The sequence below is a fragment of the Leptospira chreensis genome (assembly GCF_016919165.1).
Classification (GTDB): domain Bacteria; phylum Spirochaetota; class Leptospiria; order Leptospirales; family Leptospiraceae; genus Leptospira_A; species Leptospira_A chreensis.
Map to the genome: position 1 here is coordinate 18,360 of NZ_JAFFPS010000028.1, position 12,102 is coordinate 30,461.

General features: G+C 40.0%; 10 protein-coding genes. 3 read left to right on the plus strand and 7 right to left on the minus strand.

Features of this window, described 5'->3' with window-relative positions; genetic code table 11:
* Nucleotides 1-48: 48 nt before the first annotated feature.
* Complete coding sequence (amt, locus tag JWG41_RS08955; RefSeq protein ID WP_205269591.1) at nt 49-2,139, minus strand: ammonium transporter; 2,091 nt, start codon at nt 2,137-2,139, stop codon at nt 49-51.
* A 432-nt stretch (nt 2,140-2,571) separates the two neighbouring features.
* Here amt and JWG41_RS08960 point away from each other — a divergent pair, with 432 nt between their 5' ends.
* Nucleotides 2,572-2,829 carry a DUF167 domain-containing protein gene (locus tag JWG41_RS08960; RefSeq protein ID WP_205269592.1) on the plus strand — a complete coding sequence of 86 codons (258 nt, stop codon included), beginning with the start codon at nt 2,572-2,574 and terminating at the stop codon, nt 2,827-2,829.
* On the opposite strand, the gene JWG41_RS08965 is transcribed toward JWG41_RS08960, so the two are convergent.
* Entirely contained in the window at nt 2,784-4,526 is a 1,743-nt protein-coding gene (locus tag JWG41_RS08965) for a PAS domain-containing sensor histidine kinase (RefSeq protein WP_205269633.1), read from the minus strand. The two genes, JWG41_RS08960 and JWG41_RS08965, sit on opposite strands and share 46 nt — an antisense overlap.
* Nucleotides 4,527-4,716: 190 nt before the next feature.
* Nucleotides 4,717-5,253, minus strand: coding sequence for a TetR/AcrR family transcriptional regulator (locus JWG41_RS08970; protein WP_205269593.1), 537 nt, complete (start codon nt 5,251-5,253; stop codon nt 4,717-4,719).
* A gap of 63 nt (nt 5,254-5,316) precedes the next feature.
* On the opposite strand from JWG41_RS08970, the gene JWG41_RS08975 reads away from it, so the two are divergent.
* Both JWG41_RS08975 and JWG41_RS08980 read left to right on the plus strand, forming a co-directional pair.
* Nucleotides 5,317-5,847: a dihydrofolate reductase family protein gene (locus JWG41_RS08975; RefSeq protein WP_205269594.1), complete on the plus strand. Its 531-nt coding sequence runs from the start codon at nt 5,317-5,319 to the stop codon at nt 5,845-5,847.
* Nucleotides 5,848-5,998: 151 nt separating this feature from the next.
* The gene (locus JWG41_RS08980; protein ID WP_205269595.1) at nt 5,999-6,784 is read left to right on the plus strand and encodes a TrmH family RNA methyltransferase; all 786 of its coding nucleotides are present in this window, start codon (nt 5,999-6,001) and stop codon (nt 6,782-6,784) included.
* 9 nt (nt 6,785-6,793) lie between these two features.
* Here the strand turns inward: JWG41_RS08980 and JWG41_RS08985 are convergent, their stop codons facing one another.
* Genes JWG41_RS08985 through JWG41_RS09000 form a run of 4 tightly spaced genes read right to left on the minus strand, consistent with a single transcriptional unit; the run spans nt 6,794 to nt 12,021 of the window.
* Complete coding sequence (locus tag JWG41_RS08985; protein WP_205269596.1) at nt 6,794-7,840, minus strand: serine/threonine protein kinase; 1,047 nt, start codon at nt 7,838-7,840, stop codon at nt 6,794-6,796.
* Between the two features lie 9 nt (nt 7,841-7,849).
* Nucleotides 7,850-8,746, minus strand: a complete 897-nt coding sequence (gene dgcR / locus JWG41_RS08990; RefSeq protein ID WP_205269597.1) for a diguanylate cyclase DgcR — start codon at nt 8,744-8,746, stop codon at nt 7,850-7,852.
* A gap of 12 nt (nt 8,747-8,758) precedes the next feature.
* On the minus strand, nt 8,759-10,546 hold the full coding sequence (locus JWG41_RS08995) for a hypothetical protein (RefSeq protein WP_205269598.1): 1,788 nt from the start codon (nt 10,544-10,546) through the stop codon (nt 8,759-8,761).
* A complete protein-coding gene (locus JWG41_RS09000; protein WP_205269599.1) occupies nt 10,543-12,021 on the minus strand; it encodes a hypothetical protein in 1,479 nt (492 codons plus the stop codon). The genes JWG41_RS08995 and JWG41_RS09000 overlap by 4 nt, the downstream gene beginning before the upstream one ends.
* Nucleotides 12,022-12,102 lie beyond the last annotated feature (81 nt).

The window sequence follows — 12,102 nt, forward strand, 5'->3', positions numbered from 1 at the left end:
GTCATATATGGCTATTTATCGAACACTTCAAATTAGAAATCCCTCTATCTAAGTAGCAAATTGGAAGTATGGTAAACTATCTTCTGGTTCGCGTATTCTTTGTTTGACGAGGAAGGTTTTAATTTTTCCTTTCCCTTTGATTTCGATCTCCCCTCTTGTTTCCAATTCAAAATCGGATTGGATCAATTTAGCAGTTGATTCTGTGATTTGGATTTCATTGGGCAATCCTTGAGATTCCATACGGGAGGCAAGGTTTACCGCATCACCCCAAATATCGTAAATGAATTTTTTGGTTCCAATCACACCTGCCACCACAGGACCTGTATTGATTCCAATCCGCATACTGAGTTTAGTTCCACTTTTTCCTAGCCGTAACCTAGAGAGTAAAGCCTTCATGTCCCAAGCCATATGGGCAGCGAGTAAGGAATGATACTGATCGGGAGCGGGAAGTCCTGCCACTGCCATATATGCATCCCCAATGGTTTTGATTTTTTCTAATCTGTATTTTTCCGCAAGGACATCAAAATAAGAAAAAATTTCATTTAAGATACGAACCACAGCTTCTGGTCTCATACCTGATGAAATTTGCGTGAACCCAACAATGTCAGCAAAGATAACCGATACTTCTGGATAACTGTTTGCGATTAATCCTTGTTTTTCTTTCAATTCTTCTGCGATTGCTTTTGGAAGAACATTTAACAATAGTTTTTCGGCTCTTTCTTGTTCATTTCTCACTTTTTCATATGCATTCGCAATTTCCACTCGGGAATCTTCATTTTCTTTTAATGTAGATCGCACCTTACCTAATACTAAATTGTATCGTTCTGCAATTTGTCCGACTTCGGTAAAAGGCTCCACTGGTACATCAAGAGTGAGATCTCCTGTTTTATGTTGGTAGTCCATGGATAAAAATAAATCGATCAGTTCGGTTGTGGCTTTGTGTTCGGATATATTCAAACCCATCCTTTCTTCCATTTCATCAACTCGCAGAGGATAGATTCGGTTGATCCCTTTAAAAAGAAGATAGGACACACCAAAAGCAAAAAGCCCGACTACGGCAGCACCTAATATTTGGATGAGAATGAAGTCCCCTCTTCCGTTAACCGCTCCCAACCTTTCAATGTCTCCAAATATTCCAACAGCGATTGTCCCCCAAAGACCCCCGACTAAGTGGACGGGAACTGCACCCACGGCATCATCGATTCTTAATCTTTCGAGTAACTTCTCTGCCGGGATGGTAAGACCCCCTGCGATCATCCCAATCATAGCAGCTTGGGAAGGTTCCACACAATCTGCACTAGCAGTGATGGCAACAAGTCCCGCCAAAGATCCGTTTAATGGAGAGATTGCCTCGGGGTATCCTTTTACAAACCAAGTCAAAAATAATGCAACCAACATGGAGAATCCAGAAGCAATGATTGTATTTAAAATCACCAGAGGGACAGTTCCATTGAATGCAAGTGTACTTCCTCCATTAAAACCCATCCAACCAAACCAAAGGATAATACCACCTAACATCGCCAATGGAAGATTACTGCCGGTGACTGATTTTGACGGTTCTCCTGCTTTGAACCTGCCAAGTCTCGGACCTACAACCAAAAGAAGTGCTAAGGAAACCCAACCGCCCACACTGTGGACTTGGGTTGATCCGGCAAAATCATGAAATCCTAATTGTTCTAACCAACCACTGGAAGTTTCATTGAATGCTCCTCCCCAAACCCAATGACCAACAATAGGATAGATGATCCCAGAGATGAGGGCTGTTGCTAAAAGATAAGATGGGAATTTGAGTCGTTCTGCAACCGCGCCAGAAACAATAGTGGAAGAGGTTCCGCAAAACATCAATTGGAACAAAAAGAAAGTAGGAGGCCATGCATTGTCTTTTGGAAAGCCTGGTAAAAATAAATCCAATCCAAAAAGTCCATAGAAGGAGGAACCAAACATGATTCCAAATCCAAAGAGGTAAAATAAAAGTGTGGCAACTCCAAAATCAGCAATGTTCTTAATCGCAACATTGATCGAATTTTTTGCGCGAGTCAAACCAGACTCTAATACTAAAAATCCACCTTGCATCATCAACACAAGACCTGAACAAACAAGTACCCATAAAATATCTAATAGATTTTTTTGAACCGACATTCCTACCCTCAAGAATCCTATACCATTAAGATACAGTGATCTCAATGCAGTTACTTCTAAGAGAACATTGCAGTTCAGTTTAAGGCAAGCAAGTGAAATTCTAAGCAATGTCACCTAACAATCATTTTAAAAAACTAACGGTTCGATTCATTTCTAAATTTAGTGTTTACATTATGAGCAACTTGCCTATTCCCTATTCTCTCTGCGCCACCGATCGCAGCGAAAATCCTTTCGCGTTGCGAAAGATTGAAGCGGAGAGCGGGATCGTGCCTAAAGGAGATTTGTATCGACAAACAAATTCGAGGCGTCCAAAAAAATATAAACATTGGATTCGATCCTTGGGATGGATTTAATGTTTCCTGATGCCTCTTTCTTGATTTTCAAATATACTATGTATGATTCTTTATTAGAATCCTACGAAAATAAAATTTTATGAAATTGACCGTAAAAGTAAAACCTAACAACAAACAACCTGGTTTGGAATTTTTAACGGAAACAGAGTGCATCGCACGTTTGAAGTCTCCACCAGTTGACGGAAAGGCAAATGAGGAATTGATCACACTACTATCCAAACATTTTCATGTACCGAAAAGCAATGTAGAAATCCTATCAGGACTATCCTCGAAGTCAAAGGTTGTTGCCGTTCATCCCCGAATAGGAACGCTAGATTCTTTGGGTAAGGTAAAATAGAATCGAGAACCTTGGCTTAATTCGCTTTCCACTCGAATCGTACCTCCATGTTTTTCTACAAATTCTTTACACAAAATCAAACCTAATGCAGTTCCCCTCTCTCCAATTGTACCTGGCATACTCTTTTGTTTTGCATCGATACGAAACAACTTATCTTTAATCTCCTGAGTGATGCCAGTACCAAAATCTACTATGGAGATTTCGATATCATCTCCTATAGATTTGGAACCAATTCGAATTTCACCACCAGGATGGGAGTATTTAACTGCATTTGAGATTAAATTTCTAAGAATGGTTTCTATCATTTTTTCGTCTGCATAAGCAACTGCTCGTTCATCTACAGAATTTTTCACAACCATTGACTTGTTTTGAATTGAGAAAGACGCAGAAGCAAGTGAGGCCTCTATAGAACGATATAAAGATATCTCTTCAGGGAAAAAGGAAATTTCACCTGTTTGTGACCTTGCCCAAGTCAAAAGATTTTCGAGCAGAACAAACACTTCGCCAGATGATTGAAAGAGAATACTTAAATCGTTTTTTGTACGTTTCAAAGGCCTTGTATCCAAATCTTCGAGAATCATACCTGCGAAAGTATTCATTCCGCCAATCGGACCCTTTAAATCATGGGCTATGATAGAAAAAAATTTATCTTTTGTATGATTTAATAACTGCAACTCGGAATAGAATTTATCTTTTTCCAACTCCGTTTTTTTCCGTTTATCAATGTTTCTGGATACTCCCAAAATATTTATAGTACCATTGGGATTCCACTGGAACACTGTATTCGCCTCAACCCAGACTGTAGAACCATTTTTGCAGTATTGTTCTACTTCGTCGCTAAAAGGTTTCCTTTCACCTGTATCTTTAAATTCCTGAATCCGTTTTGGTAGAACATCCATTACATATTGTAAGGATGCAGGTACGAGAGAACTTTGTAAGGAATGGGTAATGACCTCTTCCGATGTAAAACCAGTGATATTAATCACGGATGGGCTGACATAAACATATTTTTGTTCATCAAAATTCAATACCCAGATAACATCCGTTGTATTTTCCGCAAGTAACCTATACTTTTGCTCACTTTCCTCTTGGCTTTTGATGAATATGTCAATACACATCATCAAAAATCCAAACGTCATCATTACAGAAGTCACATAAAAAAACAAATATGTTATATCCTGAATCGGACCCTTTCCAAATGCAATTTGTGCGACTGAAACATCGGCAAAGGTATAATAGAGAGACCGAAGAAATAAAAAAACTCCACAAGACAAAAATACAAATGCAGCAAAACGACTGGATAGTTTTGCATTTTGATTTGCTGCCAAAATTGTTCTCGCAGACAAAGTGAGCTGTAAACCCGCGGCGAAAGAAATCAAAGAAATTCGATATTTGGGGGCATAATCGGAAAACTGATGTAATACAAGCACAATAAAAACAAAAACCACAGAGAAGATTCCAAACTTCCACATTGGTTTTTTATCAAACATTGATAGTATAATATTATTAGAATATACTAATGACAAAAGTATGAGCGAATTTCCAAGACTAACAGAGATCCAATCGGGAATGACCCCCCGCAGGACACCCATCACAATCCATCCCATTGCTTGTATCAGTGTGGCTATGGCCCAGTCTTTTACATACCGTAGCTTCTGAAAATAACCCCGAGCCGCAAACCAAAGTCCACCCGACATCAGCAAACATCCGATTACATTAATGAAAACGACTGTGCGTGGATCAATATTCATGGGGTGGTTAGAAATCCAAGATTCCATTTAAATAGTTTTTTTAAGTGTAATTTAATCAACTACAAATGAAGGATTGTTAAGGAAATTTACTAGTTACGGAGCGAAAGAACCACCCCTCTAAACCACACTTAGGTGGTTACGAATCGAAGACGAGATCCAAAAGATAGGATAAGGAAGATTCAAATGCCTTTTGGTTCGGCAAAATCCTTCCTCCTTTATTTTTTCCTTTGGGGAGGGAAGAGAACGCAAGTGCATTACCATGAATAAAATCAATTATGATATGCAACATCTTCTCTATATCCTTACCAGGCTGAAGGTTGCTCAGTAAGTTTAGGAGCGTTTGATTGAGCGACAAAACAGAAGGGAAATCTGTATGCGAATTCTTAATTAAATAAAGAGACATTCCTGGGTATTCGATAAACAAATTCCAATACTCTATTAGGATTTTTTTAAGACTTGTTTTCGGATTTTTATTAGTAATCAGAATTTCTTTCTGAAAACGATCGAAAATTTGTTCCACCATTGCCTTCGTCAAAGCTTCTTTATTTTCAAAATAATGATAGATCGCCATAGGATCCAAATCCAGTTTTGTAGCTAATTTTCGCATACTAAAAGATTCATAGCCATCTTTTTCACAAATCCGAAGCGCTGTTTGTATAATTTTTTCTTTCATTTTAATTGGATTATTTCTACACTGTAGAAATAATAACTCTACGCCGTAGAATAATTTACAACAATGATACAATACAAAGCATTTATTGCAAGCAGTTTAGATGGGTTTATTGCGAGAACTGACGGTTCCCTCGATTGGCTTACCTCTGACGAATTTACATTGGAAAATGATGACCTAGGTTATTCTTCCTTTATGGAAGGTATCGATTGCATTGTTATGGGAAGAATTACTTTTGAAACAGTATTGACCTTCGAACCATATCCTTTTGGATCCATTCCCATTTATGTATTAACTCGAAATTCAGATTATCAATTCGAATCACAACATCCGATTCGAATATTCCAAGGAACCCTCGAAGAATTGGATTCTATTTTACTGGGAAACCAAATAAAAAATGCCTACGTGGATGGAGGCCAATTGATTCAATCTTACATAAGCAAATCTATGTTAAACCAAATCATCATTACTCGGATACCTGTATTAGTTGGATCGGGTCTACCTTTATTTGGCGATTCCCATAAAGATAGAAAGTTAAAACACATTCAGACTTCTACATTTTCGAATGGGTTTGTCCAATCGGAATACCATCTCTGAGTTAATATGAACTTATTGAGAAAAAATCGCCGGGAAGTCAATCTTCGATTGAAGGAAGGCGCGATTTGTGATAAAAGTTTTGGGAGAAACCCACAAGCCCACCTCCACCACCCAATTCAGGGCGGGGGCTCTTCAGGGGTAATGTGACATAATGCAAACCATCCTTTCCCCCCACGACTCAAGGCTCACTGCCTACCAACTCCTCAAAGCAAAGGAAGACCCAACCGATACGTTCATTGCCGACCATGAAAAAACAGCGGTCCGACTCCTTCACTCCCATCTGAAAGTAGAATCCGTATTCTGTATGCCCAAGTATTGGGAAAAACATAAAGATTTAATCCAATCACGCCTACCAGATACTAACCAGTGTTTTGTTGCCGAAAAATCAGTCTTTGAGGATACCATTGGCTTTTCCGTACATCAGGGTTTTATGGCAGTCGGGCTCCAAAGATGGAATGCGATAACGGAGGCCACGGCACCGATGCTTTTCGTCAATGCAATTGTTGATAGTGAAAATATTGGATCCATACTTCGTACAGCTGCGGCTTTTGGAATCCAATCCATCCTCTTCGATTCAAAATCGGCATCACCCTATTTGCGAAGATCAGTAAGAGTATCGATGGGCTCTCTTTTCCAGATTCAGTTGGTCCGCATTCCTAACCTAACAGAAACTTTGCGCTCGTTACAAAACACAGACCATAAAATTCTATCTCTATCTCTTCCAAGGGAAGGAGAAAATTTGTTATCTAAAACCAAATCTGTATATGAAATAGGAAAACAAAGTAAATTTGTACTCGTAGTTGGGAATGAGGCGGAAGGAGTGGAACCGGATGTACTCAATTTATCCGACAGTCTGGTTTATATACCTATGAAAAACCAAATCGATTCTTTAAATGTGTCCCATGCACTCGCAGTTGCTTTATCGCATTTACTTTAGTTAGTTCTTTTAGTTTTCCCAATCCCAAAAAAAATCTTTATTTGTCATTTCAGGTTCCGTATCGGTTGCGTTAGGACTTCCTTCAAATGATTGGTCTTCTAAATCTTTTTTAGCAGATTCCAAATCTAAGGTTTCTTTCAACCAATACTCTTCTGTTCCAAAATGAGGAAACAAGGATGGAAAGGATGGGTCTTGCCAACGTTTAGCAATCCAAGCAGCATAATGAATGTATCTTACAATACGAAGTGGTTCTACCAATTGTAACCAATTTTCATCAAACTCGGCAAACATTGTGTACCCTTGCAAAAACTGAAATACATCATTTTTTCGATCCGATTCACCTAACGGTAGCAACATCCAAAAATCTTGGACAATAGGGCCTGTTAGAAAATCATCAAAATCCAAAATGCTGTATCCTTCCGGTGAAACGAGCAAATTCCCTTTGTGGCAGTCTCCGTGGATTCGTTGGAATGGAATTTGGTATTCTTTCACCAAAGATTCAAAAATTTCAAAGGCACGGAGTGCCGTGGTTTTGTAACGTTCCGCCAAAGCATTGTTTGGTATTAGTTTTTTTTCTAAAATAAAGTTTAATGACTCCAAACCATAGGATGGAATATCAAGAATCGGTCTATGGATAGAACTCGATCTCATCCCAACAGAATGAATCCTTCCAAGAAGTGCACCCACTCTTTCTAAATCTCCACCGGCAATTTCTTCGACGATCCTTCCATTCCGAAGGGGCCAAATGGCGAAGTAAATTCCCAACCACTCAAATAAAGTTTTCCCTTTGATAGTTATGGGAGTTAGAACAGGAATTTCTTCTAGAGACAACTCTTCTAAGAATTGATGTTCTTCTAGAATCTCATCATAGGTCCATTTACCGGGCCTATAGAACTTGACTACGATCCTTCCTGAATTCGATGTTTCAATATCGTAAACTCGATTTTCCACACTATTTAATGGATAGAACCGACCTGTAGGTTCATAACCCAATGATTCGAGCGCATTCAGTATTGTGTCGGGTGTTAGTTGGTAAAAGGAATGATTGATGTCCAAATTGATAATTTAACTTATGATCCGATTTCGACCAGATGACTTTGCTTCATATAGAAGTTTGTCGGCGGTCCGAAGAAGTTCAATGGGATTTTCAATTTCGGTGATATCTCCACCGGCAACTCCTCCACTAAAAGAAATTTTGAAGACTTGTTCTGACTCCGAATGTAACTCAAGACCAGAAACCATCTCTCTAATTTTATCGAGAACACGGGTCGCATCAACAAGTCCAGTTTCTGGAAAAACGATCACGAATTCTTCCCCACCAAATCTGGAAATAATGTCTGACTTACGCAAACATGTTTTTAATTCAGAAGCAATTCTCTTTAAAACAATATCCCCGGTCTCATGCCCATAGGTATCATTGATTTTTTTAAAGAAGTCGATATCAATCATTGCCAAAGAAAGGTTATGTTTGTGCCTTTTACATCTTTGGAACTCTTGATCAATTCGCTCTTCCATATAACGACGGTTATACAGCCCAGTCATTACATCCCGAATTGACGTTTCCCTTAGTTGGTCATGTAAAGATTTCATGCGTAAAGCACTGAAGATCCTTGCCAAGAGTTCAATCTCTTTGGCAGGTTTTGTGATGTAATCGGTCGCCCCAGCTTCAATGGCAAGTTTCAGGTTTTCAGGCTCTGTATGGCCAGTGACCATAATGACAGGAAGCCAACCCACAGAAGAAGAGGAAAAAATTTCCGAGATGAGTTCAATCCCAGATCCATCTGGCAATTCCCAATCCAAGAGAACGACATCAATTTGGTCTTTGATGATGATCTCCCTGGCTTGCGAAAGATTGACAGCTTCCAAAGGAATGTATCCATGATTGGTTATCCATCGATGGAGAAGTTTTCTCTGTAACTCAGAGTCTTCTATGATAAGAATTTTTTTACCTTCGTTCTCCATTCTCCAATGATTTTATTTTTTCTTTTTTTTACCTAGTATTTTTTCAACCTCACCCGGCTCCAAAGGAACTTTTACTACCGTTCCCCCTTCCTTGCGGATTTGGTCCACATCCACCACTGCGCCCGTTAGGAGGCGAGATGCTCTTTTTGATCCGTCTTTCACACCATAAACCACCCATTTACCCCCTTCCAGGGATAACACTAAGTAAGTACAATCCGCAACGGCAAGAACAGAATGAGCGGACATATGAGATACAAATTCATAACTCAGTACAATTCCTGAACCAACTGCCACTCCAGTCGGAACACCGACTGCTTTTGTTAATTGGTAAATTCCATAAGTGGTTCCTGTTCCAAAGGAAGCTACCGTTCCCACAGCCCCTACACTTCCTGCAGCTACTTTCGACGAAGTATAGGTGACTGCTTGTGCTGTCGCTGAAGTTCCTGCTACCGTGGCACCAGTCACAGTCCCACCAACGGCAAGTCCTCCCCCTAGAACGGTTTGTCCCCCCGCAACTCCCACAAGACTCATCGGAGCTAAAATATATTTTCCAGAAGACTCTGTGACAACAGCCGCAGATTTCACGGAATAAGCGGATGTCTTTCTAACCACTGCCGAGGTAACTTTTACACCTTGTTCCATGGACTGAACTGACTCATTCAAGACCGCTCCCGTACTGTTTATCAAAGCACCTAACGCTAGCTCAACACTTGGTGCTGTAATATAAACAACCCCTTTTCCTGCGAGTGTAAATGTCTCAACCAGGCAATACAAAGCTGTGCCTGTCGAATTTGTGACCACAGCAGCGGGATAAATGATTCCATTCCAAGTAATGTACCCAACAGAAAGTAGGGTCATTTTTCCAATTGGTTTGATAAGCCCGTCATAAAACAATGCTTTGGCGGTTCTGGAAAATGCTTTCAGTAAAGCTAAAGGGACTCCTTCCCCATCCGCAATGGATTCTATATCCGCTTTGGCTCGACCTAGCTCCTTGGAACTATCCTGACCAATAGTAAAAATTGTTTCTTTCCAATTTCCAAAAATCTTTTCCGAAACAGAAGAACGAAAATCTTCTAGTTTAGAAAACCTTTGTTTCCAACTTCCTGATTTTAAATCCTCATATGTTTCATCATAAGAAGATTTAAGTGCATCATCCAAATCCACATACCCAAGAACCGTTGACTCAAATACCTTCTGGTATTCTTCTTTGTACTGATTGAATCTTTTTTTAGCAGAAGGAGAATTGTCTACTGCCTCTTTTTGGTTCAATTGCATATCCGCCCATTCATCCCATTCCTTACGAAGGGCTACCGAGTTTGCTACAACCGTTTTGTGCGAATCGACACCTCGTTCCCAGGAAGACCCTACCATCCCATAAGACTCAGCCACAGAGGCATACATGATAAATAACCCAGGTTTGGTGGCATTTTCATTTAAATATTGAACTGCTGCATCGCCTCCTTCACTTACCTTCCCGGCAGCAGACCAACTCATTTTGGTTCCATCTTTGACAATGACTACAGATTCACGTGCTTTTAAAACAGAACGAGAGAACTCTGCTTTTGCAAAAGTATACCGCCCAATGTATACCGTGGCTTCACTAAAGGGTGGGATAAATTTAATACTCGTTCCTTTGACTGGCAAAGCCCCTTGGTAGTACAAAGAAGTATGTCCTTCGATTGCCAATTTTTTGGTATTCTTTAGTGGATCTTCTGCCTTTTTATCGGAACCAGAACAATAGGAGAAAAATACAGATATGGATATAGAAATTAAAAATATTTTATATAAGTTTGGTTTCATTTGTTTTCGGATGCCTTTGCATTTGCACGTTTTGTTTGTTCTGCGATTTCCGCATCCAATACTTTTTTGATAATCTTTGGATCGTCTGTTAGGATTTTGAGTTTCCCTGCTTTTTTTGCTTCTTCTAAATTGATCACCGTACCTGTGGGTGCATCATCTAAGTCCGCATAGTTGCCTTTCACAACAGCGATGACAACACGAGGGCCATCATAAGTGATGAAAATCGGACCATCCACCGCGGTTAAGACCAGCTGGGAAGGAAGGGCGGTGAGAGCCGTATACCCCAAAATCATTCCGGAACTCATCGCATACATTCCGGCTTCTGCAGAACCCTTCGACAAATCATAAACCATTCCTGTTGCATAAGCACCCGTCTCATAAGCCGTTCCACCTACGACACCAATGGTTCCGCCTGCAGTGGTTGCTGCAACAGTAGTGACTTGGTTGAAAGCAGCAAGTGTAGTGCCCGCAGTATAAGTCGGAACGGTAGAAGACGCAGAAAGTATCCCCATAGAACTAAAAAGGCCCGCTTCCAATGTGGGAGAAATCACCCGATAACCGAACTTAGTCGAATAGAAGAGAACCGCTCCAGTAGATATCAAAGCTGTCGATGAAAAATTCATTGTTTTAGAAAGAGGAACGTAGACTCCATTGACCACAAGAATCTCACCTGCGTTCGCACTGGTTTTACCAATGGGGGCCACCATCACTTCTTTTAAGGCAACGGAATAACCTTTAAAAATATCAACGAGGGCAAGAAGGGAATTCCCACGATCCCCGGATTCTTCATAGTTTTTTGCAAACTCATCGGATGCTTTCGAAAAGGAATCACTCCAAGCAGAAACAATATTCTTGGAATTTTGATTGATTGTTCTGTCAAAAAGTTCGTTTAACTTGGAATTCTTTTTGTCATAATCACTACCCATTTCGGCGAAAGAAGACTTAAGCGCTTTTGTATCCGATTCGATTCTTGGAACTAGATATACATAACCTTGTACAAATCGAGAACCCGCTTCTTCAAAATTATCTTTAGAAGCTTTCCATTCCGTTTTACTCAATTGCCAACCGGCATCATAAATATCTTCTGTTCTGCCAAAAGAATCTTTGATTCCACTCTTGGTCCAAGAAGCCACGGAAGCCATAGTATCACCCAACTTCCCTGGATAGTCAGCACTTCGTTTTTTCATATGAACGAGCACCATGGCTTTGGCAACGCGGGAACTCATCCCACCATTTTCATAAGCCAAATCTATACTCTTTTTTCCTGAAGGAATGACTGCCCATCCATGTTCCCAAAGGTTTTTTCTAGAACCAAGGGAGTTTGCAGTCAGTGGTGCAATTTTTTTGAAAGATTGTGGTTTGTTGGCAGTGAACACGGATTCGCCAAAAATCTTATCCGTTTTCTGAGAACCAGAACATTGCAGGAATAAGGCGACTGTTAAGAAAAGAAGGGAAATGATCGAAACAAGTTTCATAAGATGAGGGGAATCGTATAGAAGTGATCTAAATATGCAATAGAAAAAAAAACACAGCTTGCTTAATCCATGTTTAGTGAG

Coding starts and splice junctions, on each gene's coding strand:
- JWG41_RS08970 (WP_205269593.1), bottom strand. CDS start 5,253: ATGAAAGAAAAAATTATACAAACAGCGCTTCGGATTTGTGAAAAAGAT.
- JWG41_RS08995 (WP_205269598.1), bottom strand. CDS start 10,546: ATGAAACCAAACTTATATAAAATATTTTTAATTTCTATATCCATATCT.
- JWG41_RS08980 (WP_205269595.1), top strand. CDS start 5,999: ATGCAAACCATCCTTTCCCCCCACGACTCAAGGCTCACTGCCTACCAA.
- dgcR (WP_205269597.1), bottom strand. CDS start 8,746: ATGGAGAACGAAGGTAAAAAAATTCTTATCATAGAAGACTCTGAGTTA.
- amt (WP_205269591.1), bottom strand. CDS start 2,139: ATGTCGGTTCAAAAAAATCTATTAGATATTTTATGGGTACTTGTTTGT.
- JWG41_RS08965 (WP_205269633.1), bottom strand. CDS start 4,526: ATGTCGGGTGGACTTTGGTTTGCGGCTCGGGGTTATTTTCAGAAGCTA.
- JWG41_RS08975 (WP_205269594.1), top strand. CDS start 5,317: ATGATACAATACAAAGCATTTATTGCAAGCAGTTTAGATGGGTTTATT.
- JWG41_RS08960 (WP_205269592.1), top strand. CDS start 2,572: ATGAAATTGACCGTAAAAGTAAAACCTAACAACAAACAACCTGGTTTG.
- JWG41_RS09000 (WP_205269599.1), bottom strand. CDS start 12,021: ATGAAACTTGTTTCGATCATTTCCCTTCTTTTCTTAACAGTCGCCTTA.